This window comes from Amycolatopsis silviterrae (assembly GCF_042684085.1).
GTDB classification, from domain to species: Bacteria; Actinomycetota; Actinomycetes; order Mycobacteriales; family Pseudonocardiaceae; genus Amycolatopsis; species Amycolatopsis silviterrae.
In genome coordinates this window covers 144,141-170,585 of the sequence record NZ_JBHUKS010000018.1, presented here as the reverse complement: position 1 = coordinate 170,585, position 26,445 = coordinate 144,141, and the positions used below count along the sequence as shown (strand labels likewise).

Annotated in this window: 28 protein-coding genes; 12 read left to right on the top strand and 16 right to left on the bottom strand. The window is 69.2% G+C overall.

The annotated features are described in order from the left end of the window. Nucleotides 1-369: 369 nt before the first annotated feature. The 4 genes from ACFSVL_RS26115 to ACFSVL_RS26100 are packed head-to-tail and all read right to left on the bottom strand — an operon-like array spanning nucleotide 370 to nucleotide 3,852. The gene (locus tag ACFSVL_RS26115; RefSeq protein ID WP_378308184.1) at nucleotides 370-1,584 is read right to left on the bottom strand and encodes an ABC transporter permease; all 1,215 of its coding nucleotides are present in this window, start codon (nucleotides 1,582-1,584) and stop codon (nucleotides 370-372) included. After that, entirely contained in the window at nucleotides 1,581-2,270 is a 690-nt protein-coding gene (locus ACFSVL_RS26110) for an ABC transporter ATP-binding protein (protein ID WP_378308183.1), read from the bottom strand. Before ACFSVL_RS26110 ends, ACFSVL_RS26115 begins: the two co-directional genes overlap by 4 nt. Then, nucleotides 2,267-3,361, bottom strand: coding sequence for a peptidoglycan-binding protein (locus ACFSVL_RS26105; RefSeq protein ID WP_378308182.1), 1,095 nt, complete (start codon nucleotides 3,359-3,361; stop codon nucleotides 2,267-2,269). Before ACFSVL_RS26105 ends, ACFSVL_RS26110 begins: the two co-directional genes overlap by 4 nt. Beyond that, entirely contained in the window at nucleotides 3,334-3,852 is a 519-nt protein-coding gene (locus ACFSVL_RS26100; RefSeq protein ID WP_378308181.1) for a hypothetical protein, read from the bottom strand. The genes ACFSVL_RS26105 and ACFSVL_RS26100 overlap by 28 nt, the downstream gene beginning before the upstream one ends. A 181-nt stretch (nucleotides 3,853-4,033) precedes the next feature. Here ACFSVL_RS26100 and ACFSVL_RS26095 point away from each other — a divergent pair, with 181 nt between their 5' ends. The 3 genes from ACFSVL_RS26095 to ACFSVL_RS26085 all read left to right on the top strand — a co-directional run bounded on the left by ACFSVL_RS26095 (nucleotide 4,034) and on the right by ACFSVL_RS26085 (nucleotide 6,926). Further along, a complete protein-coding gene (locus tag ACFSVL_RS26095; RefSeq protein ID WP_449224387.1) occupies nucleotides 4,034-5,212 on the top strand; it encodes a sensor histidine kinase in 1,179 nt (392 codons plus the stop codon). 42 nt (nucleotides 5,213-5,254) lie between these two features. Beyond that, the gene (locus ACFSVL_RS26090; protein ID WP_378308179.1) at nucleotides 5,255-5,932 is read left to right on the top strand and encodes a response regulator transcription factor; all 678 of its coding nucleotides are present in this window, start codon (nucleotides 5,255-5,257) and stop codon (nucleotides 5,930-5,932) included. A 463-nt stretch (nucleotides 5,933-6,395) separates the two neighbouring features. Further along, nucleotides 6,396-6,926, top strand: a complete 531-nt coding sequence (locus ACFSVL_RS26085) for a hypothetical protein (protein WP_378308178.1) — start codon at nucleotides 6,396-6,398, stop codon at nucleotides 6,924-6,926. Here ACFSVL_RS26085 and ACFSVL_RS26080 read toward each other — a convergent pair. After that, nucleotides 6,923-8,497, bottom strand: a complete 1,575-nt coding sequence (locus ACFSVL_RS26080) for a multicopper oxidase family protein (RefSeq protein ID WP_378308177.1) — start codon at nucleotides 8,495-8,497, stop codon at nucleotides 6,923-6,925. The genes ACFSVL_RS26085 and ACFSVL_RS26080 overlap by 4 nt on opposite strands. Further along, nucleotides 8,494-8,892 (bottom strand): hypothetical protein, encoded by a 399-nt coding sequence (locus ACFSVL_RS26075; protein WP_378308176.1) that lies wholly within the window; start codon nucleotides 8,890-8,892, stop codon nucleotides 8,494-8,496. The genes ACFSVL_RS26080 and ACFSVL_RS26075 overlap by 4 nt, the downstream gene beginning before the upstream one ends. Before the next feature lie 107 nt (nucleotides 8,893-8,999). Here ACFSVL_RS26075 and ACFSVL_RS26070 point away from each other — a divergent pair, with 107 nt between their 5' ends. Both ACFSVL_RS26070 and ACFSVL_RS26065 read left to right on the top strand, forming a co-directional pair. Next, a complete protein-coding gene (locus ACFSVL_RS26070) occupies nucleotides 9,000-9,893 on the top strand; it encodes a LysR family transcriptional regulator (RefSeq protein ID WP_378308175.1) in 894 nt (297 codons plus the stop codon). Nucleotides 9,894-9,936: 43 nt separating this feature from the next. Then, the gene (locus ACFSVL_RS26065) at nucleotides 9,937-10,809 is read left to right on the top strand and encodes an alpha/beta fold hydrolase (protein WP_378308174.1); all 873 of its coding nucleotides are present in this window, start codon (nucleotides 9,937-9,939) and stop codon (nucleotides 10,807-10,809) included. 2 nt (nucleotides 10,810-10,811) lie between these two features. On the opposite strand, the gene ACFSVL_RS26060 is transcribed toward ACFSVL_RS26065, so the two are convergent. Next, complete coding sequence (locus tag ACFSVL_RS26060; protein ID WP_378308173.1) at nucleotides 10,812-11,342, bottom strand: NAD(P)H-dependent oxidoreductase; 531 nt, start codon at nucleotides 11,340-11,342, stop codon at nucleotides 10,812-10,814. Continuing rightward, complete coding sequence (locus ACFSVL_RS26055; RefSeq protein WP_378308172.1) at nucleotides 11,339-12,391, bottom strand: LLM class flavin-dependent oxidoreductase; 1,053 nt, start codon at nucleotides 12,389-12,391, stop codon at nucleotides 11,339-11,341. Before ACFSVL_RS26055 ends, ACFSVL_RS26060 begins: the two co-directional genes overlap by 4 nt. 132 nt (nucleotides 12,392-12,523) lie before the next feature. Between ACFSVL_RS26055 and ACFSVL_RS26050 the strand changes: the two genes are divergently transcribed. Both ACFSVL_RS26050 and ACFSVL_RS26045 read left to right on the top strand, forming a co-directional pair. After that, nucleotides 12,524-12,964, top strand: coding sequence for a MarR family winged helix-turn-helix transcriptional regulator (locus tag ACFSVL_RS26050; RefSeq protein ID WP_378308171.1), 441 nt, complete (start codon nucleotides 12,524-12,526; stop codon nucleotides 12,962-12,964). 107 nt (nucleotides 12,965-13,071) lie between these two features. Next, nucleotides 13,072-14,007: an XRE family transcriptional regulator gene (locus ACFSVL_RS26045; protein ID WP_378308170.1), complete on the top strand. Its 936-nt coding sequence runs from the start codon at nucleotides 13,072-13,074 to the stop codon at nucleotides 14,005-14,007. Here ACFSVL_RS26045 and ACFSVL_RS26040 read toward each other — a convergent pair. The 3 genes from ACFSVL_RS26040 to ACFSVL_RS26030 form a co-directional block, all read right to left on the bottom strand. After that, nucleotides 13,994-14,779 (bottom strand): hypothetical protein, encoded by a 786-nt coding sequence (locus ACFSVL_RS26040; RefSeq protein ID WP_378308169.1) that lies wholly within the window; start codon nucleotides 14,777-14,779, stop codon nucleotides 13,994-13,996. The two genes, ACFSVL_RS26045 and ACFSVL_RS26040, sit on opposite strands and share 14 nt — an antisense overlap. Before the next feature lie 9 nt (nucleotides 14,780-14,788). Further along, nucleotides 14,789-15,469, bottom strand: a complete 681-nt coding sequence (locus tag ACFSVL_RS26035) for a papain-like cysteine protease family protein (RefSeq protein ID WP_378308168.1) — start codon at nucleotides 15,467-15,469, stop codon at nucleotides 14,789-14,791. Nucleotides 15,470-15,721: 252 nt separating this feature from the next. After that, nucleotides 15,722-16,315, bottom strand: a complete 594-nt coding sequence (locus ACFSVL_RS26030) for a TetR/AcrR family transcriptional regulator (RefSeq protein ID WP_378308167.1) — start codon at nucleotides 16,313-16,315, stop codon at nucleotides 15,722-15,724. A gap of 837 nt (nucleotides 16,316-17,152) precedes the next feature. Here ACFSVL_RS26030 and ACFSVL_RS26025 point away from each other — a divergent pair. Next, a complete protein-coding gene (locus tag ACFSVL_RS26025; protein WP_378308166.1) occupies nucleotides 17,153-17,659 on the top strand; it encodes a DUF1453 domain-containing protein in 507 nt (168 codons plus the stop codon). 33 nt (nucleotides 17,660-17,692) lie between these two features. Here ACFSVL_RS26025 and ACFSVL_RS26020 read toward each other — a convergent pair whose 3' ends face one another. Both ACFSVL_RS26020 and ACFSVL_RS26015 read right to left on the bottom strand, forming a co-directional pair. After that, on the bottom strand, nucleotides 17,693-18,583 hold the full coding sequence (locus ACFSVL_RS26020; RefSeq protein ID WP_378308165.1) for a hypothetical protein: 891 nt from the start codon (nucleotides 18,581-18,583) through the stop codon (nucleotides 17,693-17,695). Nucleotides 18,584-18,636: 53 nt separating this feature from the next. Then, nucleotides 18,637-19,845, bottom strand: coding sequence for a cytochrome P450 (locus ACFSVL_RS26015; protein WP_378308164.1), 1,209 nt, complete (start codon nucleotides 19,843-19,845; stop codon nucleotides 18,637-18,639). Between the two features lie 108 nt (nucleotides 19,846-19,953). Here ACFSVL_RS26015 and ACFSVL_RS26010 point away from each other — a divergent pair, with 108 nt between their 5' ends. Beyond that, nucleotides 19,954-20,751, top strand: coding sequence for a thymidylate synthase (locus ACFSVL_RS26010; RefSeq protein WP_378308163.1), 798 nt, complete (start codon nucleotides 19,954-19,956; stop codon nucleotides 20,749-20,751). Further along, on the top strand, nucleotides 20,751-21,212 hold the full coding sequence (locus ACFSVL_RS26005; protein ID WP_378308162.1) for a dihydrofolate reductase: 462 nt from the start codon (nucleotides 20,751-20,753) through the stop codon (nucleotides 21,210-21,212). Before ACFSVL_RS26010 ends, ACFSVL_RS26005 begins: the two co-directional genes overlap by 1 nt. A 32-nt stretch (nucleotides 21,213-21,244) precedes the next feature. Here the strand turns inward: ACFSVL_RS26005 and ACFSVL_RS26000 are convergent, their stop codons facing one another. Continuing rightward, nucleotides 21,245-22,153 (bottom strand): S66 peptidase family protein, encoded by a 909-nt coding sequence (locus tag ACFSVL_RS26000; RefSeq protein ID WP_378308161.1) that lies wholly within the window; start codon nucleotides 22,151-22,153, stop codon nucleotides 21,245-21,247. Nucleotides 22,154-22,240: 87 nt separating this feature from the next. On the opposite strand from ACFSVL_RS26000, the gene ACFSVL_RS25995 reads away from it, so the two are divergent. Then, nucleotides 22,241-23,260, top strand: coding sequence for an aldo/keto reductase (locus ACFSVL_RS25995; protein ID WP_378308160.1), 1,020 nt, complete (start codon nucleotides 22,241-22,243; stop codon nucleotides 23,258-23,260). Here ACFSVL_RS25995 and ACFSVL_RS25990 read toward each other — a convergent pair. Beyond that, nucleotides 23,223-24,410 (bottom strand): winged helix DNA-binding domain-containing protein, encoded by a 1,188-nt coding sequence (locus ACFSVL_RS25990; RefSeq protein WP_378308159.1) that lies wholly within the window; start codon nucleotides 24,408-24,410, stop codon nucleotides 23,223-23,225. The genes ACFSVL_RS25995 and ACFSVL_RS25990 overlap by 38 nt on opposite strands. Before the next feature lie 106 nt (nucleotides 24,411-24,516). On the opposite strand from ACFSVL_RS25990, the gene ACFSVL_RS25985 reads away from it, so the two are divergent. Next, the gene (locus tag ACFSVL_RS25985; RefSeq protein WP_378308158.1) at nucleotides 24,517-24,963 is read left to right on the top strand and encodes a VOC family protein; all 447 of its coding nucleotides are present in this window, start codon (nucleotides 24,517-24,519) and stop codon (nucleotides 24,961-24,963) included. A gap of 46 nt (nucleotides 24,964-25,009) precedes the next feature. On the opposite strand, the gene ACFSVL_RS25980 is transcribed toward ACFSVL_RS25985, so the two are convergent. Next, on the bottom strand, nucleotides 25,010-26,437 hold the full coding sequence (locus ACFSVL_RS25980; RefSeq protein ID WP_378308157.1) for an FAD-binding oxidoreductase: 1,428 nt from the start codon (nucleotides 26,435-26,437) through the stop codon (nucleotides 25,010-25,012). Nucleotides 26,438-26,445: the final 8 nt, after the last annotated feature.

The following is a 26,445-nucleotide window of genomic DNA, read 5'->3' as shown; positions in this document are numbered from 1 at the left end:
AGCCATCACGGCGTAGCGCGGGGACGCGCGCAGGTACGCGGCGGCCCCCTCGCCGCTGATCGGGTCGTTGGCGATGATCGCCACTCGTTCGGGCAATGCGCTCATGTCAGCTCACAGATCGGTCGTTCCCGCCGGCTACCCCTCCGCCGAGGGTCTCCGGTACGGCGCGCGGGTTCGATCCCGCGCGCTGCCGAGAAGCGGTAGCGCCTGCGGTACCTCGGCAGCTCAAGAGTTTGTTAAGTACTAAATTGAACGTTAGTACTTGTAACCGTAGTTGAACCATAGCACTAGACGCGGGTCCAGTGTTGAGTGTTGCCCGCACGAACGGGTGGCGTTCGGGCGGCCCGGCCGACCGGGCCGCCCGAGGGCTCAGGCCAGGGCCTGCGCGGGCGGAAGCCGCGCGGCCCGCATCGCCGGATACGCCCCGGCGATCGCCCCGACCGCGGCCGAAACCGCCACCCCGCCTGCCAGCGCGACCGGCGGCAGCACCGCGGGCCAGCCCTGGCTGAGCGCGTAGCCCGCGGTCGCGCCGACGCCGATCACCACCCCGACGAGCCCGCCCAAACCGGACAGCAGCACCGATTCGGCGAGGAACTGCCCGCGAATCTGGCCTCGCGTGGCACCGAGCGCGCGGCGAAGCCCGATCTCGCGCCGGCGTTCCAGCACCGAGATCACCATCGTGTTCGCCACGCCGACGCCGCCGACCAGCAGCGCCACGCCGCCGAGACCGAGGAACAGCGCGCCGTAGGTGTTCTTCGTCAGCTGCTGCGCGGCGAGGGCGTCGGACGGCCGGTCGACCGCCACCTCGTTCGGCGCGGCCGGGTTGATCGTCGCGGCGAGCACCGAGCGCACCGCGTCGACCTGCGATTCCCGGGCCCGCAGGTACACCGTGCTCGGGTGGCCGTCGAAGCCGAAGACCTGCTTGGCGACGTCCCAGCCGATCAGCACCGACCGTTCGACCTCCGGCGCGAGCGGCATCGGGGCGAGGATCCCGACGACGCTGAACCACGACGAGCCGATCAGGATCTGCGGCGGCCGTGCCGGATCGAGGTGGTCGATCCCGAGCCGCGACGCCGCTTCCGAACCGAGCACGACCGACGGGAACCGCTGGTTCGCCGCGGTGAGGAACGTCCCGGCACGGACCGTCCCGCCGAGCACCGGCAGCAGGTCCGGCCGCGCGGCGAACACCGAAACGCCCGCCGTGTCGCCCTTGTCCATCCGGTCGTTGCGGTACACCTTGGCGCTGACCTTGCCGACCTCCACCGCGCCCTCGACCGGCGCGATCCGCCGCACCATCGGGACCGCCGAGTCCGGCAGCTTGGCCGACCCGCCCAGCAGCGTCTGTCCGGCCTCCGCGCGCAGCAGGTTGGTGCCCATCGCGGCGAGCTTGTCCTGCAAGGCCTGATCCGCCGATGCCGGAATGGCCAGCACCGCGACCATCGCCGCGACGCCGATCGCGATGCCGAGCGCGGACAGCATCGCCCGCATCGGCCGGGTGCGCATCCCATGCGCGCCAAGGGAAACCAGATCGACCGGACCCAGCCGGTTCGGATCCGGCGGGGCGATCGGGGCGGGCGCGGTCACCGGAGCGCTCCCGCCGCGCCGGTGTCGACGCGCAGCGCCCCGTCCAGGATCTCGATCCGGCGCGGCATCCCGGCCGCGATCTCCCGGTCGTGCGTGATGACCACGACGGTCGTGCGGTCCGCGTTCAGCTCCGAGAGCAGGGCGAGCACCGCCGCGCCGTTGCCGGTGTCGAGGTTTCCGGTCGGCTCGTCGGCGAGCAGGATCGGCGGGGTGTTCACGACCGCCCGCGCGATCGCGACCCGCTGCCGCTCGCCGCCGGACATCTCGCCTGGCAGATGCCCGGCGCGGTGCCCGAGCCCGACGCGGTCCAGCGCGGTCAGCGCTTTCGCCCGCCGCTTCCGCTTCGGGACCCCGCTGTACAGCAGGCCAGTGCACACGTTGTCCACTGCGGACAGTCCGTCGTCGAGGAAGAACTGCTGGAACACGAACCCGATCCACCGCGAGCGCAGCGCGGCGAGCTTCCGGTCGGACAGCTGTGCGACGTCGTGCCCGCGGATCTCGATCCGGCCGCCGGTCGGCCGGTCCAATGTGCCCATCAGCTGCAGCAGCGTGGATTTGCCCGAACCGGACGGTCCGACGATCGCGACCATTTCACCGTCCGAAAGGGACAGTGACACCTTGCGCAGCGCGGGCACGTTCCCGCCGTAGGTGCGCGAAACCTCATACGCGGCAAGCACCGGGATCATGACGTGGTCACCACCTTTTGGCCCGCCTGCAAACCATCGGCCTTGACCTCGACCTGGCCGCCGGAGAACAGGCCGGTTTCGACGCCGACCAGCCGCCGCTTGCCCTGCTCGTCGACCTCGACCGCGTACCCGCCTTCGGCGAGCGCGACCAGTGCGCCGACCGGGACCACGAGCACGTCCTTGTGCACCTCTTTGGTGAACTGGACGGAGACTGGAACGTCGATGACGTCACCGGTGGCGGCCGGGTCGTCCATCCGGATCTGGACGGTGACCTTGGCCTTGCCTTCCTCTTGCCCCTTGTTCTCCTGGTCCTTCGCGGCGGTGTTGCCGACCTCGGTGATGGTGCCGGTCAGCGTGCGGCCGTTCACCGCGACGGACACCTTCGCGTCCTTGACCGCGACGCTCTGCTTGGTCGCGTCCAATTCGGCTTCCACGACGCGTGCCGTGCCGGTGTACTTGAAGACCTCGCCCGCGCCCGGGCCGCCGAGCTGCCCGGTCACCGCCGAAACCCGGATCTCGCCGGGCGCCAGCAGAACGTCCGCCGGGTCGAACGTCCCGGTCTGCTCCAGGCCGAGCGATTTCTGCCACCGCTTGAGCGCGGACGCGGTCGCCGAGGTGAACTTCTCATCCGGCGTGCCGAAACCGCTGTACCCCAGCGCTTTCAGGTTCTCCTCAAGCTCCTTGACGTCCGGTCCTTTGTCGACCCCGTCGTTCAACGCGCGGTAGAACGGCAGACTTCCGTAGAACAAGGGCACCGGTTTGGCGTCCACTGTGTACGCTGTCTTGCCGCGGCCGAGCACGTCGCCCTGCGCGGGCAGCCAGGTCACCGTGCCGTTTTTCTTGCCGCTCAACGTGGCTTCCTTGCCGTAGCCGAGCTTTCCGGTCGCGTTCTCCTCTTCCTTCAAGTCCGATTTGGTCACTTCGGCGGTCGACACCGGTTTCGCCGCCGCGGCCGGTTCCCCGCCGGACGCGACGTGCGTCAAGACGACCGCCGACGTCGTGCCGATCACGACGACCGTCGCGCCGGCGGCGATGAACCAGCGTGCTCGGGTCCGTTTACCGGTCACTTTCCGGCCATCCCCATGCCGCACGCCTTCATCGCTTCCTCCATTTTGGTCCCGTCGCCCTCCATCGGCATCGCCCGCGCACCGCCGTCCGCGCTGGGGTCGGGCATGTCGATGCCGTGCTCGCGCATGCACTTGGCGTCCTTGCGGGCCTTGTCCAGCTCCTCGGGGGTCAGCTTCTTCGGCACCCCGCCGCCCGGCAGGAGCTTCTTGCACGCGTCGAGCGCCGCTTGGTTCTTGGGATCGTCGGTGAAGCTGATGGTCGGGGCTTCGTTCTCGCCGGGGTCGGGCGTGTCGATGCCGTGCTCGCGCATGCATTTCGCGAACTTGCGCATCGCGTCCCGATCCGCCGCGGAATCGGTTTTCCCGACGGCGGCCCCCGGCCCCGAATTCGCCTTCGGGCTCGCGTTCGGGCTGGAGATCGACGGCACCTGCGGCGCGGTGTCCCCGGACGAGCACCCGGTGAGCAGCGCCAGCGCCACCCCGGCCCCGGCGGCCGTCAGAAGTGCTTTCCGCATCGGGATTCTCCTTCGCTCGGGCGGGTGGTTCCCGCCGGTGGCCCAGTAGTACCGACGCGGCTATACAGGCCCGTTAAGCGATCTTGTTTATCCTCTCCTTATGCCGGTGAAGGACACACTGTCGGCAGCCACGAAACGGGAGGACCCCTTGGCCGAGAAAAGCGCCGACGCGCGCCGGGGACTGTTCCGGCTGTCCGTGCGGACCCGGCTCACCGCGCTGTACGGCGGGTTCTTCCTGCTGGCCGGAATCGTGCTGACGGTGGTGACCTACATCGTCGTCAGCAACGAGCTGCCCGGGCCCGCGCAATACCTTGGCGACGGTGCCTCGGTGCGGCTCGGCCAGGCGATACCCGCCGACACTCAGTGGGCCCCCGCGGAACCGGCGTCGACGATTCCGATGCGCACCAGCCCTTCCCCGGTGGAGCAGGTGGCCTCGGCCGTGGTCACCGATTACCGCAGCTCGACAATGTCCACTTTGCTCGTCGCGTCCGCGATCGCGCTGGTGATCACCGCGGCGCTGGCGGTGCTGTTCGGCTGGTTCATGGCCGGACGCGCGCTGCGGCCGTTGCACACGATCACCTCGACCGCGCGGCGGCTCGAAGCCGGGAAACTCGACCAGCGAATCAACCTCGACGGCCCGAGCGACGAACTGAAAGAACTCGCCGACACTTTCGACAGCATGCTGGACCGTCTCGCCGGTTCGTTCGACAGCCAGAAACGCTTTGTGGCCAACGCTTCCCATGAGTTGCGCACGCCGCTCGCGGTGCAACGTACGCTGATCGAAGTCGCGCTGGAGAACCCGGAAGCCGGACCGGTGCTGACCAAACTGGGCGCGCATCTGCTGCAGACCAACGAACGCAGTGAACGGCTGATCGAAGGGCTGCTCATTCTCGCCCGCAGCGACCGCGGGCTCAGCGCGCGTACGCCGGTGCGACTGGACAAAGTGGTCCGTTCAGTCGTGAAACTCACTGCCGCGCAAGCGAAAGAAGCTGGCGTTACGGTCGAAACCCGGCTGCGCGCCCGGACCGTCGTCGGCGATGCGGTGCTGCTCGAACGGCTGGTGCTGAACCTGGTGAGCAACGCGATCAGCTACAACGTCCCGGACGGCTGGGTCTCGATCGTGATCGGCGCGACGCCCGCGCTGAGCGTGCGCAATTCCGGGCCCAATGTGGACGGCGGCGCGGTGGCGGGCCTGTTCGAGCCGTTCCGGCGCGGAAAACCGGATCGCACCGGTGCCGCGGACCACTCCGGGCTCGGGCTGTCGATTGTCCGTTCCGTTGCCCGCGCGCACGGCGGGGAGGTGTCCGGAAGGGCAAATCCGAACGGCGGGCTGACCGTAGAGGTGCGGTTGCCCGCTTGATCCTTATCTCGCTTTTATCGTCGTTCAGGGCATGATGATCGAATGCGGGTACTGATTGTCGAGGACGAACCGCTCCTGGCGGATTCGATCGCCGAGGGGCTGCGCCGCCATTCGATCGCGGTGGACGTCTGCTACGACGGCGGCGAAGCGCTCGAACGCGTCGCCGTGCACTCCTACGACGTCGTCGTCCTCGACCGAGACCTGCCGACCGTGCACGGCGACGAGGTGTGCGCCGCGATCGTCGAGGCGGGCGGCGAGACCCGGGTCCTGATGCTCACCTCGGCCGCCGACGTCACCGACCGCATCGAAGGCCTGAACCTCGGCGCCGACGACTACCTCACCAAACCGTTCGTGTTCGCCGAACTGGTCGCCCGCGTGCACGCGCTGGCCCGCCGCGCGCGCCCGGCGCTGCCGCCGGTACTGGAAGCGGCCGGCCTGGTCCTGGACCTCCCGCGCCACCAGGCGTCGCGCGATGGCCGGTTCCTGCCATTGTCGCCGAAGGAATTCGCGGTGCTGGAGGTGCTGATGCGTGCCGACGGGACCGTGGTGAGTGCGGAACAACTGCTGGAAAAGGCGTGGGACGAGCACGCCGATCCGTTCACCAACACGGTCCGGGTCACGGTGATGACGCTGCGGCGGAAGTTGGGATCGCCACCGGTGATCGAGACGGTCGCTGGGGCTGGATATCGGCTGGGTGCTTCGGCTGGTCCCGTTCCGTGAAGGACTCCTTGAGGGAATCTGGTTCCCCCAAGGAGTCCTTCACGGCTTTCGGGCCGGGCGGGCCGTGAGGGGGCCCTTCACGGACCTGGGTTTTGGTGGGTGCTGCTCGGACGGGGTTGAGGCGTGTCTGCCCAGGCCGAAGCGACTGGCTGGCTGCGTTGGCTCGTGCCGGGGCCGTCGCGGGTGGCCGGGAGCGGGGTTTGCCGTCCGTGAGGGGAACCCTGAGGGAATCAGAGTCCGTCAGGGTTCCCCTCACGGACTTGAAGAAGCGGGCATACCGGAATCAAGCGGGCATTTCGCCGACTTTGGTGTCCTTTGTGGACGATCAGTGGGCTGAAACCACGCAGCTTGAGTGCCCGGCATGGGAATTTGATCCCCCAAAGAGTCCTTCACGGACGTTTCGGGACCGGTCCCGCCCCCGCTGCGCTATCTTGGCCGCCTTCTGGTGACGGAGGAGGCATTGGTGGCAGAGCAGACAGTCGAACGGACCAGGCGGATCCCGGTGGGCGCGGTGCTCGCGATCGGGTTCGCGTTGCTGGCGGCGGTACGGGAGACCGTGTTCCTGATCTGGCCCTCCGGCACCGTCCACTCAGTCCGCCCCGGCAACAGTTGGGACGCCCTCGACGCGCTGTCCCTCATCACCATGTACCTGCCCGCCGACGACGGCACCATGTCGGCCAGCATGCTCGGCGGCCTGGTCAGCCAGGTTTTCTGCGGCGTGTGCTGCCTAGCTGGCGCGATGCTGCTGGCACTGCGCAACTCGCTCGGCCGGGCCCTCGTTCTCCTGGGCGCGGGCAGCAGGCTGCTGGTCGTCGTGGTCGCCCTTGTCTTCGCGTTCGTCCCGATCGACGGTACCCGGGTGCTCGACACGTCGGCCGTCGACAGTTCGTCGCTCGTCGGGTTTTTCTTGATCTCGGTCGACTGGGTACTGCCATTCCTGGTGTGTGCCTTCGCGACCGGCCGCCGCGCGAAATCCTGGCTGCGCGCCGGCTAGACGGTCTTGAAGGTGGCCATCATCCCCATGTCCTCGTGCTCGGCGTTGTGGCAGTGGAACATGTACCGCCCGCGATACCCGTCGAACCGGGCGATCACCTCGACCGCCTCGCCGGGCTGAAGGTCCACAGTGTCCTTGCGGCCGACGTCGCGCGGGGCGGGATCCTTGCCGCCGCGGGAAAGCACCTGGAAGTGCACCAGATGCAGGTGGATCGGATGGTGCAGATCCGCGACGAACCGCCAGATCTCGACGTCGCCGAGTTTCGGCTGGGCGGCGATCTTGGTCGGGGTGAAGGCTTCGCCGCCGATGGTCCAGCCGTGCCTGCCGTTGAACTGTCCACTTCGGAACGCGAACTCGCGGGTCACTGTCGCTTGTGTACGGTCGAGTCGTTCCACTTCGGACAGTTTGGCCGGGATATGGCTGTCGTCCTTCGCCCGGCGCGCGACGCGAAAGCGCATTACCTGTGCGGTAGTCCCGGTCCCGAGGCGATTGACCAGCGTGACCTCGGTACCAACGGGATAAGCACCGAAATTGACCACCACGTCGTACCGTTCGGCGGGCGCGATCGGCAGATGCGCGTGGCCGCGCGGGGTATCGAGCAATCCTTGGTCCGAGCCGATTTGCGTGAACATGGGCCCGCTCGGCGGCGGAGGGTCGAGCGCGAGGTCGTAGCGGCGGGCGTTGGAGCCGTTGAGGAATCGCAGCCGGTACCGGGTCGCCGACACTTCCGCGATCGGCCACGGCGCACCGTTCACCAGCAGTACGTCGCCGAGAACCCCGGCGGCGTAAGCGTCTTCGACGCCGGGGACTGTCCGCAATGAAGGGTCGAGCGACGGGTACCGCATCGAGCCGTCCTCGGCGAACGCGCGGTCGGTGATCATCAACGGCAGTTCTCGCTCGCCGCGCGGCAGTGGCAGGGCGTCCTCCTCGTCGTCGCGGACGATGTGCAGTCCGGCGAGTCCTCGATACACGGCCGGACCGGTGAAATCCATCCGGTGGTCGTGGTACCAGAGCATCGCGGCCTTCTGCTGCAACGGATACGTGTACTCGCGGCTGCCGGTGGTGACGACGGCGTCCGGATCGGCCATTCCCGAATGCCCGTGCCCGGCGCCGGCCAGATACCGGCCGTCGGCGGGCAGGACGAGGTCGGTGGCGTATCCGTCGGACTCCGCCGGGGTGCGTCCGCCGTGCAGGTGCACGACCGTCGGCACCGGAAGTTCGTTGCGGTGCCGGACGATCGTGGTCCGGCCGCTGCGGGACTCGATCGTCGGACCGGGGAAAGTGCCTTGATAGCCCCAGATCGGCGTGCGCAGTCCGGGCAGGATCTCCGCGGTGCTCGCCCGTTGCACGATCTCGTACCGGTCGATGCCGCCGTCGCGCGCCACCGGTTTCAGCACCGGCGGCAGCGGCAGCGGGACCTGAAACGGTTGCGGCAGCGGCACTTCGCTGGTCAGCAGCTCCCCGGTGGCGGCGGCGGGCCGCAGCAGCCGCGGGGTGACGAACCCGGCGGTGAGCACCACTCCGGCACCGCCGGCCAACCCGAGAAACCGCCGCCGGGACATCCCGCTCATCGCCGCGCTCCCGTCCGCCAGATGCCGAACAGCGTGCCGAGCGCGATCGCGACCAGCGCGACGCCGAGCGGAATGTGCAGGTCAAGCGCCCCGGCCTGACCGGCGAAGTACTGCGCGGTCTCGCCGCCGGCCAGCAGCAGGCTCGCCCAGAACGGCCATTGGACGCCGCCGCGCCACCAATACAGCGCGGCGGGCACGAGCTGTGCCAGTGCGACGGTCGACACGATGTTCGCGCCGAGTTCGTGCATCGCGAGCATGTCGTAATCGCCGATCAGGTACCGCCCGGCGAACACTGGCTGACCCAGGATCGCGACGGCGTGCACCGTCACGAAAGCCCGCATCACCACCAGCAAGGTTCGCCCGCGTACGTGCTCGGCTCGGGCCGCTTCGGCCACCGTTCCCCCTTGTGCGCGTAAGTCTTCCCCCGAACAGACGCTAAGCTGAAGTTCTCATGCCGTCCAAGACCAAAATCGGCATATACTCATGACCTGGGGGCTATGAGATGGACCTGCTGCAGCTGCGGTACTTCCAGGCGGTCGCCTACCGCGGCCACCTCAGCCAGGCGGCGGCCGAACTGCACATCGCGCAGCCGTCGCTGAGCCGGGCGATCGCGCGGCTGGAAGCGGATCTCGGCGTGCCGCTGTTCGAACGCGCGGGGCGGGGGCTGCGGCTCAACCACTTCGGCTCCGCGTTCCTGCGCCGCGTCGACCGGGCGTTGCGCGAACTCGACGACGCCCGTCAGGAGGTCGTCGACCTGGCCGGTCTGGACCACGGCCGGGTCGCCGTCGCGTCCGAAACCCTGCTCACGCTCACCGGCCTGGTGAGCGCCTTCCGAGCGGAGCACCCCGGCGTCGATCTCCGGCTGTACCAATCGTCGGCGGAAACCATGGCGCAGCAACTGTGCGCAGGCGAGGTGGATCTGTGCTTCGCCTCGCAGCCGCTGCTGCTGCCCGGTTTGCAGGCCCGCGAAGTGCTGCGCGAGGAGGTGCTGGTCGCCGTGCCCGGCACGCATCGGCTGGCGAAGCGCAAACGCGTGCGGATGGCGGACCTCGCGAACGAGCCCATCGTGACGACCCGGCCCGGCTACTGGCCGCGCACCCTCGCCGATCGCCTCTTCGCCGAGGCCGGCCTGGAACCGAACTACGCCTGCGAGAGCGACGAACCCGGCGCGACCGGCCAGCTGATCTCGGCCGGGCTGGGGATCGGCTTCGTGCCGGAGGTCGCCCGCCGCGCCACCATCGGGGACGTCACGGCGGTCGGGCTGGTTCTTGACGTTCCGGACTGCTCCCGGAGCCTGTCGGTGGTCCAGCGTTCGGACTCGTATGTTTCCGCGGCGGCACAGCGCCTCGCGGAGTTCGCGGCGGACTACTTCGCCAACCCCAGTTTCGCGGTGTGAATCATCTTGGACTAATCGTTCCAAGATGGCTACCCTCGAACGCATGACAGCGATCCCGGACGGCTTCCGCAGCGAGTTCGTCACCACCGCCCGAACGCGGCACCACGTCGTGACCGGCGGCGACGGTCCGCCGCTGCTGCTGATCAACGGCTGGCCGCAGACCTGGTACGCCTGGCGGCACGTGCTGCGGCCGCTCGCCGGGCACTTCACCGTCGTGGCCGCCGAACCGCGCGGGATGGGCAAGTCCGCCAAGCCGCGGGACGGCTACGACGCCGGTTCGCTGTCCGACGACCTGGTCGCCGTGATGGCGGAGCTGGGCCACGAGAAGTTCGCCGTGCTCGGTCACGACATCGGGATGTGGATCGGCTACGCCATGGCCGTCGACCATCCCGCCCGCGTGACCCGGCTCGCGGTGGCCGAGGCGGCGATCCCCGGGATCTCCCCGGAGGCCCCGTTCTTCAGCTCCGCCACCACGAACAACCGGCTGTTCCACTTCAGCTTCAACCGGCTCGAAGGCATCAACGAAGACCTCGTCCGAGGCCGTGAGTCGCTCTACTTCGGACACCAGTTCGCCACGAAATCCGCGCCGGACAACGAACTTGAGCCAGCCGCGGTTGCGCACTACGTCGCGTCGATAGCCGAAAGCCCCGACGCGCTGCGGGCGAGCTTCGAGCCGTACCGGGCCATCGAGGTCACCATCGAACAGAACCGGGTCCGCCGCGAGACCCGGCTGACGTTGCCGATCCTCGCGATCGGTGGCGAGACCTCGGCCGGAGCGGCGGCGGGAGAGACGATGGCCTCGGTGGCCGACAACGTCGTGTCACACGTCATCGAAGGCAGTGGCCACTACCCGGCGGAGGAACGTCCAGAAGCCTTCCTGGCTCTGGTGCTGCCGTTCCTGGCCGCCGGGGAGTGAATTCAGGCCGCCGGGAGGAACCGGACGGCGGACTCGAGCGCGACCTGGATTCTCCCGTGCACCCGTGGATTCAACAGCACGGTGCCGTCGAAATCCCCGCCCGAGGCGAACACCGCGACCGGTAGCGTCAGCGCCTGGAAGAACCCGAACAACGGCCGCAGCGCGTGTTCCAGCACCAGTGCGTGGTGGTCGCCGCCGCCGGTCGCGGCCAGCAGCACGGGCTTGTCGACGAGGGCGTATTGGTCGACAAGATCGAAGAACTGCTTGAACATTCCGGGATAAGAACCGCGGAACACCGGCGTCGCCGCGATCAGCAGATCGGCTTCCTCGGCGGTCCGCAACGCAGCCTCGACCTCCGGCGGTGCGTCGGAGCGCTCGATCGTCCCGGCGAGACCCAGCCGGTACACGTCGATCCGGGAGACCTCGATGGGGGTCAGCCCGCCGAGGGTTTCCAGGATGACGTCCACCAGCCCCATCGTCTTGGACGGCTGGCTCGGGCTTCCGTTGACAACGGCCACCCGCAGCCCGCTCACGCCGCGACCTCGCGCCGCACGACCGGGGCAACCTCGGTGCCGAGCCGCTCGATCGCTTCGAGGTGCTCCTTCTGCGGCATCCCGCCGAAACCCAGCTGGATCAGCGCCCGGTTCAGCCCGTAAACCTCGTGGTAGGCAAGCAGCTTCTCGATCAGCTCCGCCGAACTGCCCACCAGCAGCCCCGACCCGGGCGAGGCCTGCGCTTCAAAAGCGGACCGGGAGATCATCATTCCCTCGCCGCGCTGATGGTTGTTCTCCAGCATGCCCTGCGCGAAGTAGGGATACATGGTCTCGCGCGCTTCCTGGCTGGTGCGCCCGACATACCCGTGCACATTGATGCTGATCGGCCCCGGTTCGTGCCCGGCTTCCTGCGCCGCCTCCCGATAGAGCTCGGCGGTCTGCTCGTGCTGGGTCAACCGTCCGAGCAGCAACGCCATCGCCATCGGCAGCCCGCGCCGTCCGGTGCTGACGGCCGAAGCCGGGGACCCGCCGACCCCGACCCAGATCGGCAGGGCGTCCGCACGCGGCGCGATGTCCGCGTCGACCAGCGGTGCGCGGAACTTTCCCTTCCAGGTCAACGGGTTCTCCTCGCGGATCGCCAGCAGGAGGTCGAGCTTCTCGCGGAAGAGATCGGCGTAGTCGGCGAGGTCGTAGCCGAAGAGCGGGAAGGATTCGGTGTACGACCCGCGGCCGGCGATGATCTCGGCGCGGCCGGCGGAGAGCAGGTCGATGGTCGCGAACTGCTCCCACACCCGCACCGGGTCCTCGGAACTCAGCACGGTCACCGCGCTGGTCAGCCGGATCCGCTCGGTGCGCTCGGCCGCCGCGGCGAGCAGGATCGCGGGCGCGGACCCGACGAAGTCGGTGCGGTGGTGTTCGCCGACGCCGAAGACGTCCAGTCCGACCTGGTCGGCGAGCTGCGCCTGTTCGATCGTCTCGCGCGCCCGCTGCCGCGGCGAGGGGAGCGCCCCGGAAACCGGGTCCCTGGTGAGTTCTCCGAAGGTCAGGATGCCGAGTTCGAACGGCCGCTTGGTCTGCGGTTCAGCCATGGTCGGTGCTCCTTTCCGGCATCCGGTCGCGGGCTGCGGCCGGGCCTGCCTGAATTAACCTGTCTGCGCAGACAACTATTTCCGGCGGTGGTCGCGGTCACCCGTTTGCCCGGTCCCGGCTACCGTGTCGCCATGGCGAGCGACGGGCTGCGGGACCTGGAACAGGAGGCGTGGAGCGGGTTCCTCTTCACGCACGAGCGGCTGTGGCGTGCGCTCGCGGAAGGGCTCGCGCCGCTGAACGTGAGCATGGCGGAGTACAGCGTGCTAGCCCTGTTGGCCGAAGCGGGTGATGCCGGCATGCGGATGACCGACCTCGCTCAGCGTCGCCTGATGTCCACCGGCGGCTTCACCCGGCTGGCCGATCGGCTCGTCAGCCGCGGGCTGATCGAGCGCCGCCAATCGGAGGCGGACGCCCGCAGCTTCGACGCGGTTTTGACCGCGCAGGGCCGCGCGCTGATCCGCAAGGCCCGCCGCCGGCACCACGAAGACCTGCGGACGCTGTTCTTCGACCGGCTGGACGACGAGCAGTTGCGCCTTCTGGCGGGCATCTGGCGGGACCTCGGGGACGGCTGAAGCTGCGCAAACCGGGGGAAATGTCCGATTCTCGACCATGGACGGTTGTTGCCCGGTCACGAACTGCTCATGCTGAACAGTTATTCCGCACGAGCAGGGGAAGCCAGATGCAGCAACAGAGCTTGGCGGTCCGGTGGTCGTCGCGAACTGTCCGGTCCGGGCCGTTTCACCGCGCGTTGTCCGAGGCCGTCGATCGGCGCGGGCTGTCCCTTTCCCGGTTGCGCGCGCACCTCGCCGCGCACGGGGTTTCGGTCGCCGAGTCGACGCTGAGTTACTGGCAGCGCGGCTTGCGCAGTCCGTCCGCGCCACGATCGCTCGATGTCGTGCGCGCTCTGGAGTCGGTGCTGAACCTGCCGCCGGACAGCCTGGTGGTGCTGATCGGGCCGCACCGGACCGTCGACGCCGACCGCCGCCCGTCGCTGCCGGAACTCCAGCAGAGCTGGGCCGAGACGTTCGCGCTGCGTGATGAATTGGGCGGGATGCCCGGCGGCGAGGAGAACGCGGACCTCGACGTGGCGACCGTGGTCGACGTGCTGACGCTCGGCGCGCAGGGCCGGACCGAGGAGATCTCGTCGACCATGGTGGTGCGCGCCCGAAGATCCGGACAGGACAGTTTCCTGGTGACGCACCAGGACGAGGACGGCAGCGACGTCACCGCGACCGAGATCGTCGCGGTCGACGGCTGCCGGGTCGGGCGGGTGCGGCGCAGCGTGCAGTCGGCCGGGATGGTGTTCGAGGTGCTCTTCGACCGCGGCCTGGCCGAGGGGGAGACGCACACGTTCGGGTTCACGCTGCGTCCCGCCGCCTCGGTCCGGCCGGGGAGTTTCCACCGGATCGTGCGCTCCCGGATGTCGGCGTACCTGCTGCGGCTGCGCTTCGACCCGGCCGCGCTGCCCGCGCGCTGCCTGCGGACGATCCGGCCCCGGGAGGACCTGGAACTGCTGGTCCGCGAGCCGCTGTTCTGCGGGCCGGGGAACACGATCAGTGCCTACTTCGAGGAACTCGGCGTCGGGATCGCCGGGGTCGATCTCATTTGGGATTGATCCGCCGCCTCGTCCAGCGCCACGCCAGGAAGCCGCCGCCGAGCACCACGGCGGAGCCGAACACGATCAGCCCGACGGTCAGCGATCCGGCCGGGCCGGTGTCCCGCTGCTGGACGGCCTGTTTGAAGCCGATCCCGCCGCCGCGCTGGTATTCCGAACCGGGCAGTTTGTCGGCGTAGCGTTCGTGCACCTGCTGCTGGTAGCTGTCGAGCGGCGTGAACTCGCCGACCGGAGACTGGGGAAGGCTGGCCTGCAGGAGCACGACGCCGTCCCGGCCGAGGTCGTACCATCCGTTGATCTGCGGTTCGTTCAGCAGCACCGAACCGGGGCGGAGCCGGGCGCTGAGTTTTTCTTCGTCGTTGCCGGACAACACGTTCCCGACCGACCAGCCGCTCGGCGCGGCCTGGTCCGGGGCGGAGCGGAGGGTGGCTTTCGCCCCCGTCGCGGAGGTGGCGGTCACCGCGATCGCCCGCAGCACCCCGGCCGGGGCTCCCGGCTTCGCGGCGACGAAGTCGGGATTGAGCGTGTAGACCGGGATTCCCTTGTGCTCCAGCGTGATCCGGCCCGGATCGCCGTGCCCGACCTGCCGGAAGTTCGACTTGGCGAAGCTGATCGCGCGCGCCGTGGCCGCGGCGTTGACCGCGGCCGCGACGTCCTGCTCCGACGGCGGCGCGACCCACGAGGCCCCGGCGGCCTCGGCGGGACCGGCGGACAGGAGCGCCGCGACCGCGATCGCCGCGCCGGCGGCGAACTTCCGGCAGATCTCACCCATGGCGGCTCGTCAGCCCTTCTTGATGTTGACGATGGTGTCGTTCCAGGTGAACTGGCCGTTGCGGCGGTACTGGTTGTAATCCCAGGTCTGGTACCGCTCGTAGGTCGGCCACGGGTCGCCGACCATCAGCGACTGGTTCGAGCTGTCGTATCCGTAGATCACCTCGGCGTGCCCGCCGCCGGAGGTCCAGTAAATGCCGGTCAGGTTCAGGATTCCGGAGTTGACCTGGTTCTGGATCGACGAGTAGCTGATCGGCCCGTTCGCGTCCTGCGCGGAGAACCCGGTGCCCTGGAAGCCCTGCACGATCTCGTAGATCTGCGCTGCTTCGTTCGGGCAGTACCCGCCCGGCGAACCCTTGCCCGCCGCGCAGAACTCCTCCTGCGAGGCGGAGCCGCCCTGCGACTGCTCGATGCTGGCACCGTCGGCGGCCCAGCACCACTGGTCGTTTTCCTGCACCTGCTGGCTGTAGTCGAGCTGCTTCGACGCGGGCAGCGCGTGCGAGGTACGCGCGCCGAGCGGCTGGATCTCGCGCACCTGGGTGTGCGTCGCGGTCTTGATGAGGCCGTTCGGCTGGCTCACGTCGCCGGACGACTGGGCCAGCGCGGCACCCGGCAGCAGCGCGGTGGCAAGCGCGGCCGCCCCGGTCGCCACCGTAATCCGGACAGTCCGCCGGGTGGGTCGGTAAGTCATCGAATCTCCTTGTGCCAGACGGGGAAGGGGAGCTTGCCGGGGTCGACCCGGCCGAGCATCACTGTGTGCTCGCCCGTTCCCGCAGAGCAACGGCCCCGGCACGCGGTGTGAGCGTTCACAGCGGGGTTCGCGGGGAAACGACTAGCACCGCCGCGGTTTCATGTGTCGCGGCGGTCGGTAATTCGCAATATTCACAACGCGTTCACACTCGATGAATCGCGCTGGACGGGGTTGGTCCACAAGGGACCCGGGTTACGGAAGGCTGTTCCGCAGCGCGCTCCGGAGCAGTTCGGGCGGCGTCGATTCCGGCTGCAGCACGGCCTGCATGGTCAGCCCGTCGAGCAGAGCGGACAGCCGGACTGCTTCGACCGTCAGGTTCAGTTGTTTGGGGAGTCGGCCGAGCGCGACGGCTTCGCTGAGGATTCGCGTGATCAGGTCGCGCAGGAACTGGTGCTGCGCGTCGGCACTCTCGCGGAATGCCGGACGCGTACGGGCGGCGACGGTGAACGCCAGCCACGCCACCGCTTCGTCCCGGCGTTCGTCGTCGAGCGGGAGGAATTCGGCGAGCAGATCCTCGACGAGGGTCCGGCGATCGGAGTCGGCGGCGAGCAGCCGTGTCACGCGGACCGCGACGCGCTCGCCGATCCGGTGGCCGAGCTGATCCATGGTGAAGATCATCATCGCCTCGTGGTCGGCGAAGTAATGCCGGATCGACCCGATCGCGAGGCCCGCCTCCTTGGCCACGCTGCCCAGCGTCGCGCCCTCGACGCCGGCCCGCCGGACCACCCGGACCACGGCCTCGCTGACGGCCTTCCGCCGGTCTTCCGGCACCACGATCTTCGGCATGGTTGCGTTTATAGCACGATGGTGCCACGATGGTTTTGGCATGGACGTGCCAAATAGCGGGGGGTCGTGAGTGCTGGTGCCGGTTCTTGCCGGTGCCAGCACTCGCGGGGGCGGGGCGGTGGGGGCTTGCGAGGCAGGGGTCGGTCAGGAGGTGGCTGGGGGTCGTGAGTGTTTGTGCCGGTTAGAACCGGCATTGCCACTCACGAGGCGGTAGCCGGGTCCGGCGTTGCTGTGGCTGGGTCGCGGGCGGCGTGCGGTGCGGGGGGCGTGAGTGGCGGCGCCGGTTCTAACCGGCATTGCCGCGCACGAGGGGGCGGGCCCGGCCCGGCGTCGCTGCGTATGGGTCGGGAGGGGGAGGGGAGCGGGGGCGTGAGTGCTGGTGCCGGTGGGAATCGGTGTGGCCGCTCGCGAGGTGGTGGCTGGGTCCGGCGGTGCCGCGGATGAGTCGGGCTGCGAGCGGAGCGGGGGTGGTGCGTGGCAAGGCCGGTTCCAACTGGCATTGCCACGCACGAGGAGCTGGCCTGGCCCAGCGTCGCTGCGCATGCGCCGGGCGGTGGGCGGAGTGGGGGCATGAGTGCTGGCGCCGGTTGGAGCCGGTGCCAGCACTTGCGAAGGGCGGGGCGGAAGGGCCTTGCGCGGCAAAGCTCGGCCAGGCGCTGGCTGGGGGCGTGAGTGTTTATGCCGGTTAGAACCGGCATTGCCACTCACGAGGCGGTGGCCGGGCCTGGCGTTGCTGTGGATGGGTCGGGGTTGTGTGCGGAGTGGCGGTCGTGAGTGCTGGTGCCGGTGAGAACCGGCGTCAGCACTCACGAGGCCTTGAGCCGGAGGGGGTCCGTGATGAGCGGGTGGGTGCTTGCGGGGTTGGTCGTCGGCGTCGTGGTGATGCTGGTGTTCCGGATGGTCGGGGAGCCGCTGAACTGGCGGGACACGGTCGCGCCGCCGGTGGTGCTGATCGCTATTGGCGTGGCGGGGGTGGTCGGTTACCAGGGGCTGACCGGCACTGACGTGTGGTGGATCGTCGGCAGTTGCCTGGTCGGTCTGGCCTTCGGCGCGGCGCGTGGCACGACTATCCGGTTGTACGAGAAGAAGGGCGAACTGTGGCAGCGCTACCGCAAGTCGAGCCTGGCGCTGTTCGTGCTCGGGGTCGGCGTATCGGCCGGATTCACGGTGCTGGCGGTGAAATGCGGCATGCACGAACAGGCGCGGCCGTATCAGCTCGCGATCGGGGTCAGCTTCGCCGGCGAAGCGCTGGTGCTGATCCCGCGCGGGCTGCTCTCCGACGTGCCGTTCGCGAAGGACAAGGAACGGCCGTGGGACAAGTGGCTCCAGTCCCGGGTCCGGTGAAGTCCGCTCAGAAGAATCGCCCGGAAGAATCGCTCAGGAGAGTTCGGCCTGCCGCCTCCTCAGTTCGTCGATGACCTGGTCGAACACCGCGCGGTGCGCTTCCAGCCGGGCGAGGGTGAGGCTGATCGACTCCTGGACCTGCTCGACGTCCTCGGCGGCGATTTCTAGGTGGTCCGGCCGTTCGGCGGTGGCTGTCCCGGCTCGCACCGGGCGGTCGACGCGCGGGAGGAGCCGGCCCTGCGGTTCCCGGTCGAGCCAGGACGCCATGTCTCGCATCTCGTCCTCCAGCCGCACCGTCCACGACTGCCGCCGCCGGGCGTCGCGGCCTGGGTCTCGGCGTTCCCAGCCTGCGACGACCATGCCCTCGATGGCCTCGGCCGCCTGGTGGCACGCGTGTTCCAGCCGCGGCAAGGGGTCCAGTCCGATCGCCGAGATTTCTTCCAGCAGCGCGCCGCTCGCGGGCCACACCCCGTCGACGGTGTGCGTTTCGGCGACGTCGTGCGCGGTGGCGAGCAGGACCTGGATCGCCTCGCGCACGTTCGCCACGTCCGCCGGGGCCAGGTCCTCGTCGGAGAGCCGGTGCGGGGACTCGGCGCGCGGCGGGCGTTCCCCGACCGGCCAGGAACGCTTCCCGCCGCGCCGCCGATAGTGCTGCTGCATGGCCTGTTTGGACCGGTTCCCGTACTCCGCGCCCAGCTGCTCCCAGGTCCAGCCGTGGTCGAGCACCGATTCGATCAGCGTGACCTCGGCCCGGTCCAGGTCCCGGCGGACGTCCGGGACCAGGTGCAGCGCGTCCGCCGCGTCTTCCGCGCCGAGGTCTTCGCGCTGCCCGTTTCTCGCCGCGCGCAGCAGTTCGTCGAGAAACGGGTTCCGGCGTTGCCGGAAGTATCGGGTGGTCATCTCCTGTACGGGGTCGTCGGCCATAACGTCAACGTACCCGTTGACGCGGCCACCTGTCAACTAATACGTTGACGCCGTCACCAGGTCACCGGCAGCGCATGGACGCCGTAGATGTTCATGGCGGTCCGGAGCGGCACCTCGTCGGCCGGGACGGCGAGTGCGAGCGTCGGGAAGCGGCGCAGCAGCCCGGCGAAACCGGCGCGCATTTCGATCCGGGCGAGCTGCTGCCCGAGGCATTGGTGCACGCCGTGGCCGAACGACAAATGCGTGCGCGCCTTCCGCTCGACATCGAGGGTTTCGCCGTCCGGGAAATGCGAAGGATCGCGGTTGGCGGCCGCCATCGAAACGAGAACGGTCGACCCCTTGGGAATCTTTTCGCCGCCGAGTTCGAGATCCTCGGACGCGTAACGGAAGACGATGTCGACCACCGCGAGATAGCGCATCAGTTCCTCGACCGCGCCGGGAATCAGGTCCGGATCGGCATGCAGCGCGGCCAGTTGCGCGGGGTTCTCCAGCAGCGCGAACGTGCCGAGCGCCAGCATGTTCGCCGTCGTTTCGTGCCCGGCGAGCAGCAGCAGGAACCCGATGCCGACCAGTTCCTCGATGCTGAGGTCGTCGTCGCGGGCCAGGTCGGACAGGATGTCCGAACCGGGTTCCGCGCGTTTGCTCGCCGCCAGTTCGCCGAGATACGACGTGATCGCCGTCCAGGCCGCGATTTTGTCCTCGACGGACTGGTCCCGCTGCATGAATTGCGCGGAATTCTTCTGGAACATGTCCCGGTCCGCATACGGGACGCCGAGCATTTCGCAGATCACCAGCGACGGCACCGGAAGCGCGAATTCCGCCACCAGATCGACCGGCTTCGGACACTGGGCCAGATGATCGAGCTGCCGTTCGGCGACCTCGACGATGTGCTCCTCGAGCCGTTTCATCCGGTTGACGGTGAACGTGCCGGTGAGCTTCTTGCGCAGCCGCGTCTGGTCCGGCGGGTCCATCGTGATGAACAGGCCGGGCACCTGCGGCGACGGGTCGAACTCCTCTTGCGCCTCGGGCATGCTCGGCGTTTCGTAGGGCACGTGCACCGGGCCGAGGTCCTGGCGCGAGCTGAACCGCGGGTCGGCCAGCGCCTGGCGGACCGCGTCGTAGCCGGTGACCAGCCAGCCGTCGTGCCCGTCCGGGAACTTCAGCGGGCTGACCGGGCGGTCCTCCCGCAACCGGGTGATGGCGGACGGCGGAGCGAACGGGCCTGCGTCGCGGTCGAGCGGCAGGCCGGGCGGGCGGGTCATCTTCGGATCCCCTCTCTGTGGTGGTGCGACCAGCGTCACCGCGGCGGCTGACATCCCGCTGATACGGGCCTGCCGAGTCAGCAAGTCCGTTTCGATTACGATCCGGGCATGCCGGATACGCAGTACGAAGACCTGCTTCAGCACGTGCTCGACACCGGGGCCGAGAAGGGGGACCGCACCGGTACGGGCACCCGGTCGATTTTCGGGCACCAGCTGCGCTACCGGCTGGCGGACGGATTCCCGCTGATCACCACGAAAAAGGTGCACTTCAGGTCCATCGCCTACGAACTGCTGTGGTTCCTGCGCGGCGACTCGAACGTGAACTGGCTGCGTGACCACGGCGTCACGATCTGGGACGAATGGGCCGCTCCGGACGGCGACCTCGGCCCGGTGTACGGCGTGCAGTGGCGGTCGTGGCCGACCCCGGACGGCGGGCACGTCGACCAGATCAGCGACGTGCTCCGGACGCTGCGCGAGAACCCGGATTCGCGGCGGATCATCGTGTCGGCGTGGAACGTGGGGGAGATCCCGCAGATGGCGCTGCCGCCCTGCCACGCGTTCTTCCAGTTCTACGTCGCCGAAGGCAAACTGTCCTGCCAGCTCTACCAGCGCAGCGCGGACCTGTTCCTCGGCGTGCCGTTCAACATCGCGAGCTACGCCCTGCTGACGCACATGATCGCCGACCAGGTCGGCCTGGGCGTGGGCGATTTCATCTGGACCGGCGGCGACTGCCATATCTACGACAACCACCTCGACCAGGTGCGCAAGCAGCTTTCCCGGGACGCACGGCAGTTCCCGTCGTTGAGCCTGAAGCCGGCGGACAGCCTGTTCGAGTACCGCTACGAGGACATCGCGATCGAGGGGTACGACCCGCACCCCGGGATCAAGGCTCCGGTGGCCGTCTGATGATCGGGCTGATCTGGGCGCAGTCGGCGAACCGCGTCATCGGCCGCGACAACGCGCTGCCGTGGCACATCCCGGAGGACATGAAGCACTTCCGCACGGTGACCGCGGGCGCGACGGTGCTCATGGGACGACGCACGTGGGAGTCGTTGCCGGACCGCTTCCGGCCACTGCCCGGACGCCGGAACCTGGTGGTCTCGCGCACGCCGCAGGAGGGGGCGGAGACCTTCCCGTCCCTGGAGCAAGCGTTTGCGGCTGCCGACGGCGACGTCTGGGTGATGGGCGGCGCGCGGATCTACCAGGAGTCGCTGCCGTACGCCGACCGGATCGAGGTGACCGAACTCCGCGAGTCCTTCGAGGGCGATGTCTACGCACCGGAGATCGGCCGGGAACCGGACATCGTCGGCGAGTGGCAGGAGTCGAAGAACGGACTGCATTACCGGCACCTGAGCTGGGGGTCGTGAGTGGCAATTCCGGTTAGAACCGGCATCGCCACTCACGACACCACCGGCCCCACCCTCAGCGTCCCGGCCTCCGCGTCCAGCTCCGCCTCCGGCCCCAGCGGCACCGACAACGGCGCGTAACCGTGCCCCACGTCAATGCCCCCAACCACCGGAACACCCAACACCCCCAGCCGATCGCGCAGCACGTCCAGCACCGTCCAGTCCCGGTCCGTGTAGTCCTCGAACCCCGGGAACCGGCCAAGCGCCACCCCGCGCAGACCGCGCAGCGAACCGGACCGCATGAGATGCGTCAGCTGCCGATCGACCTGCCCTAACCCAATCGCGCGTGGGGCTTCGAGGAACAGGATCGCGCCGTCCAGACTCGGCAGCCCGGCGCCGATGAACCCGATGATGGTGCCGAGATGCCCGCCGACCAGGTTCCCGGTGGCCCTCCCCGGAAACGCGATCGCGGCCGTGAGCGCCTCCGGATCCCGGTGCAGCGTCGTGGGTTCGGTCTCGAACAGCAGCCGCCGGGTCGATTCGGCTGAGCGCGCGTCGGCGAGGAAGCCGTGGATCCCGGCGATCCGGCAGTGCCGCCACAACGCGAGGTGCAGGTTGGTGATGTCGCTGAACCCCATGAGCGGCTTGGGATCCGCGCGCACGGCCGCGAAATCGATCCCGTCGGCGATCCGGTACGCCCCGGCCCCGCCGCGCGTGGCGATGACCGCGCGCACGCCGGGGTCGCGGTAGGCGTCGTTGAGGTCGGCGAGCCGGTCCTCGTCGAGCCCGGCCAGGAACCCGTGCCGGTCGAGAGCGTGCTTGCCGATCTCGACGGTCAGCCCCCAGCCTTCCAGCGTCCGCACGGAGTCCTGGAGCATTTCGTCGGTCGGCCAGCTCGCCGGGGACACGAGCCGGACCCGGTCCCCAGCCTGGATTCGCGGCGGCAGCACGACGTCGGTCACGGGTCCACTCTGGCAGACGGCGAAGTAGCGGACACTGGCTGACCGGTTCCTCTGCCACCGTGGCGCGCACACGAAAGGAACCAGCACATGCAGATGCGGCTTTTGGGGCGGACCGGAATCAAGGTCAGCGCCTATTGCCTGGGCACGATGAAGTTCGGCCAGATCGGCAACCCCGACCACGGCGAGTGCGTCCGGATGGTGCACCGGGCGCTCGACGCGGGGATCAACTTCGTAGACACCGCTGATGTTTACGGACCCGGCGGGGAATCCGAGGAAATACTGGGTGCGGCGTTGAAGGGCCGTCGCGACGACGTCGTGCTGGCCACGAAGGTCAACGGCTCGATGGGCGGGGAGCCGAATCGCGGGGGAAGCTCCCGGCGCTGGATCGTCGCGGAGGTCGAACAGTCGTTGCGGCGCTTGCGAACCGACCACATCGACCTCTATCAGCTCCACCATCCCGACCCGGACACCGATCTGGAGGAAACCCTCTCCGCGCTGACCGATCTGGTGCGCAGCGGCAAGGTGCGCGCCATCGGGTCGTCGAACTTCCCGGCGTCCGAGATCGTCGAAGCGCAGTGGGTGTCGCAGCGCGCGGGGCTGGCCCGGCCGCGGACCGAGCAGCCGACGTATTCGCTGCTCAACCGCGGGATCGAGAGCGAAATCCTGCCGGTCTGCCAGCGCTACGGCATGGGCGTGCTGGTGTGGAGCCCGCTCGCGATGGGCCTGCTGACCGGCCGCTACCGGCCCGGCGGCGAGAAGCTTCGGGAAGCACAGCTGCGCTTCGTGCCGCAGCACATGAGCGACGAACGCAAACACGCCGCGGTCGAAAAGTTCGCGCGGGTCGCTGAGGAAGCGGGGCTTTCGCTGGCTCAGCTCGCGCTGGCGTTCGCGGTCCACCACCCGGCGGTGACGTCGGCGATCATCGGGCCCCGGACGTTGCCGCAGCTCGAAGACCTGCTGGCCGGAGCCGACACCCGGCTGGACGACGAGCTGCTGGACTGGATCGACGAGATCGTCGCGCCGGGCACCGACGTGGGCCCGATCGACGTGGCCTACGTTCCGCCGTCGCTCACCGACCCGGCGCTCCGCCGGCGGCCTGCCGGTTGATCCGGCCGCGGACGATCGGCGGCACGTACCCCGTCGCGACCACCTCACCGTCGAACCAGGCGGTCAGCTTCTCCGCCTCCGCTTCCAACGCCGCCGCAGCAGCCCGCGAAAGCGGTTCGATCGGCACGACCTCCACCGTTCCGTCCGGTCGCTGGGTCCAGGTCCCGACGATCCGGCCGTTCCACCACGCGGTCGGGCCGGCGTTGCCCGCGCCGTCGAAGAGCAGCGGAGCGTGGCCGCCGAGGTAGAAGTCGCGGCGGCGCCAGCCCATGGTCGTCGGGTCGAGGGTCGGCAGGAGGGCGGCCCAGTCCCCGTCGAGGCGGACCTCCTCGTCGTCCAGGGGATGCAGCCACGCCGGGGTGCCGTCCTCCAGTTCGGCGGGCGCGGCACCGACGTCGTCCAGCGCCCGCCGGACCGCGGTTTTCGTCGCGCCGAGCCACCACACCAGGTCGTCCTCGGTCCCCGGCCCGAACGACCACAGCCACCGCCGCACCAGCTCCCGGTAGCCCTCGCGTTCGTCCAGGACGCCCGGATCCTCGCCGAGCCACTGCTCGACGGCGGTCCACACTGGACGCGACGTCTGCCATTTGCCCGCGTTGTCCCCGCGGACCACTGAGCCGCTGGCCGCGAGCACGGTGAGCACGCGCGAGCCGACCGGAGCCAAGACGGTGGGCCGTCCTTCCGCCGCGATCCGTGTGCTCAGCTCGGGAACGCGGGCGCGTAGCTGGACCGTGGTCCCGGGTTCCTCGCGGATCGCGGCAAGCGCCTCGGCACACCTCTCCGCGACCCACGCCGCGCCGTCGCTGATCCCGGCGAGTTCGGCGTCCTTGACCAGCCGTGCGGTCAGTTGCCGCGCGACCCGGGCCGCCGCGCTTCCCCGTGCGGCGGCGAACAAATCGGCCGGAAAGGCGAAGACGGTCCGGCGCATCGCCAGCTGCCGCACGACGGTCCGGCGGCCGAACAACGCGTCCGAAATGGACTCTCGATCAGCGCGGGACCGGGCGTACGCGGACAGGTAGATGCTGCTGGCTTCGGTGGCGTGCAAGCAGGCGACCGCGCGGACGGCGTCCTCCACTCCAGCCGTGGCGGCCGCCAGTGCGTGCCGCAGTCCGATCCGGTCCCGTCGCTCGTCGTCGGTCACTTTTCGCATGGTTCCGATCATGCCGGAAATAGCGGTCACTGCCTGACCTCTACTGCTGCGAACCTCGGTTCCAGTGCCGGAACGAGTCCGGCGCGGGAACCGAGGAGTCGAAATCATGGCAGTGCACGCCGTCGCCCATCTGAACTTCCGGGGCGAGGCTAGGGAGGCGCTCGAGTTCTACCGGTCGGTGTTCGGCGGGGAGGTCCGGATCGCGACGTACGGCGACTTCGGCATGCCGAAGGACGTGCCGGGCGCGGACCGTGTCGTGTTCGGGCAGGTCACCGGGGACAACGGGTTTCAGGTGATGGCCTATGACATCCCCGGTGCCGCTGGAGCCGCGCCTGCCGGCGAGACCACCCGTGAGAACGGCACGACGATCACCACGGAGAAGTTCTTCCTGTCCGTGAGCGGCGATTCCGTCGACGAGGTCGGCGAGTTCTGGAAGAAGCTGTCCGAGGACGCGAAGATCATCGAACCGTTCGGCCCGTCGCAGTGGGCCCCGGCGTTCGGCATGCTCCAGGACCGCTTCGGCGTCACCTGGATTCTGCAGGTCGCCGCCTAGCCCGCCGGTCTGCGGCCGGAGTCCTGCGCCGGCCGCAGACCGGCTTTCACACCGGGCGCGGCGAGAGACCCTGCTCGAACGCGAGCACCCCACTCGGGTCGTACTTCGCCGCGACCGCCCGGAGCGCCCGAAGATTCACCCCGTAGTACGCGGTGGGCCAGTCCTTCTGGTCGTCGTTGAGGTAATTGACGTACGCGCCGCCGGTGGCGAATTTCGCCAGCCGCGCCTGGACGTCGTTCACTTCGCGCTTCGCCGTTTCCCGGTCGACGCCCGGGTCGGCGCTGAGGTAGACCTGCACGTCGCCGAACACGCCGCGGTGGGCGAAGGCCGTGTCCGTGGGGCGGACGTCGGAGACCGCCGCGTCGAGCGGGTTCACCTCCAGCGCCACCTTGGTGTCGCCGGTGACCAGTGCGCTCAGCTGTGCCGGGTCCGCTTTCGTTGTCAGCACCCGGGAAGCTGCCATGAATCGGCGCCGCCCGAGGTTCCCGGACCAGAAATCCATCGCGCCCAGGTAGTCCGTCTCCTGGAAGCCGGTGACCGTGCCCTGGACGCCGGCGCGGCGCTCCAGATCGGCGATGAGGTCGCGCGCCTGCTGCGCGCCGCCGAGGAGACAGCCGGGGACGCCGGCGGCCGGGCGGGGGCCGCCAAGCACCGAGATGTTCGACCAGAACTCGCGTGGCGCGGCGGTGACCCAGTCCTGCCAGGCACCGTAGACGTCGGTGCCCGAGCCCTCGGGGAAGTTCACCACGAACACGGTGACCCGCGGCGGCGCGGGCACGGTGCGGAAGGTGAATTCCGTGGTGACGCCGAAGTTTCCGCCGCCTCCGCCGGTGAGCGCCCAGCCGAGGTCCGAACCCGGGTCGACCGAACGCAGCCGCAGATCGCGCGGCGTCACCACCTTCGCACTGTCCAGGTGGTCGCACGTCAGCCCGTATTTCCGCATCAGCACGCCGATTCCGCCGCCGAGCGCGAGCCCGGCGATGCCGACCGAACCGCAGGTGCCGCCGGGCAGCGCGCGGCCTTGCGCGGCCAGCGCGTGGTAAACGTCGATCAGCCGCGTGCCCGCGCCGATCACCGCGGTGCCGTTCCGGCAGACCTCGACGCGGTTCATCAGCTTGAGGTCCGCGACCAATCCGTCGCCGGGCGTGGAATACGCGACGTAACTGTGCCCGCCGCTGCGGGCGGCGAACTTGATGTTGTTTTCCGCCGCGAATTCCACGCACTTCCGGACGTCGTCGGCATCGGTGCAGCGGGCGATCGCCGGTGGGTAGCGATCGTCGTAGAGGAGGTTGAACGGCGGGCGGATTTCCTCGTAGCCCGTATCGTTTCGCTGCAGTAGAGCGCCGTGCAGCTTTCGGCGCAGCGCGGCCCAATCCGGTTTTTCGGCGGCTTCCGCGACGGCCCCGGTGCCGACCACGGCCGCGCCCGCCGCGACCGCGGACAACTGCAAAAGACGACGACGGCTCAACGGCATGGATCGAC

Bases quoted from the DNA above. Each gene is read 5' to 3' on its own strand.
- ACFSVL_RS26110 (WP_378308183.1), bottom strand. From the start codon at position 2,270: ATGATCCCGGTGCTTGCCGCGTATGAGGTTTCGCGCACCTACGGCGGG.
- ACFSVL_RS26100 (WP_378308181.1), bottom strand. From the start codon at position 3,852: ATGCGGAAAGCACTTCTGACGGCCGCCGGGGCCGGGGTGGCGCTGGCG.
- ACFSVL_RS26090 (WP_378308179.1), top strand. From the start codon at position 5,255: ATGCGGGTACTGATTGTCGAGGACGAACCGCTCCTGGCGGATTCGATC.
- ACFSVL_RS26080 (WP_378308177.1), bottom strand. From the start codon at position 8,497: ATGAGCGGGATGTCCCGGCGGCGGTTTCTCGGGTTGGCCGGCGGTGCC.
- ACFSVL_RS26070 (WP_378308175.1), top strand. From the start codon at position 9,000: ATGGACCTGCTGCAGCTGCGGTACTTCCAGGCGGTCGCCTACCGCGGC.
- ACFSVL_RS26065 (WP_378308174.1), top strand. From the start codon at position 9,937: ATGACAGCGATCCCGGACGGCTTCCGCAGCGAGTTCGTCACCACCGCC.
- ACFSVL_RS26055 (WP_378308172.1), bottom strand. From the start codon at position 12,391: ATGGCTGAACCGCAGACCAAGCGGCCGTTCGAACTCGGCATCCTGACC.
- ACFSVL_RS26050 (WP_378308171.1), top strand. From the start codon at position 12,524: ATGGCGAGCGACGGGCTGCGGGACCTGGAACAGGAGGCGTGGAGCGGG.
- ACFSVL_RS26045 (WP_378308170.1), top strand. From the start codon at position 13,072: ATGCAGCAACAGAGCTTGGCGGTCCGGTGGTCGTCGCGAACTGTCCGG.
- ACFSVL_RS26040 (WP_378308169.1), bottom strand. From the start codon at position 14,779: ATGGGTGAGATCTGCCGGAAGTTCGCCGCCGGCGCGGCGATCGCGGTC.
- ACFSVL_RS26035 (WP_378308168.1), bottom strand. From the start codon at position 15,469: ATGACTTACCGACCCACCCGGCGGACTGTCCGGATTACGGTGGCGACC.
- ACFSVL_RS26030 (WP_378308167.1), bottom strand. From the start codon at position 16,315: ATGCCGAAGATCGTGGTGCCGGAAGACCGGCGGAAGGCCGTCAGCGAG.
- ACFSVL_RS26025 (WP_378308166.1), top strand. From the start codon at position 17,153: ATGAGCGGGTGGGTGCTTGCGGGGTTGGTCGTCGGCGTCGTGGTGATG.
- ACFSVL_RS26020 (WP_378308165.1), bottom strand. From the start codon at position 18,583: ATGGCCGACGACCCCGTACAGGAGATGACCACCCGATACTTCCGGCAA.
- ACFSVL_RS26015 (WP_378308164.1), bottom strand. From the start codon at position 19,845: ATGACCCGCCCGCCCGGCCTGCCGCTCGACCGCGACGCAGGCCCGTTC.
- ACFSVL_RS26010 (WP_378308163.1), top strand. From the start codon at position 19,954: ATGCCGGATACGCAGTACGAAGACCTGCTTCAGCACGTGCTCGACACC.
- ACFSVL_RS26005 (WP_378308162.1), top strand. From the start codon at position 20,751: ATGATCGGGCTGATCTGGGCGCAGTCGGCGAACCGCGTCATCGGCCGC.
- ACFSVL_RS25995 (WP_378308160.1), top strand. From the start codon at position 22,241: ATGCAGATGCGGCTTTTGGGGCGGACCGGAATCAAGGTCAGCGCCTAT.
- ACFSVL_RS25990 (WP_378308159.1), bottom strand. From the start codon at position 24,410: ATGCGAAAAGTGACCGACGACGAGCGACGGGACCGGATCGGACTGCGG.
- ACFSVL_RS25985 (WP_378308158.1), top strand. From the start codon at position 24,517: ATGGCAGTGCACGCCGTCGCCCATCTGAACTTCCGGGGCGAGGCTAGG.
- ACFSVL_RS25980 (WP_378308157.1), bottom strand. From the start codon at position 26,437: ATGCCGTTGAGCCGTCGTCGTCTTTTGCAGTTGTCCGCGGTCGCGGCG.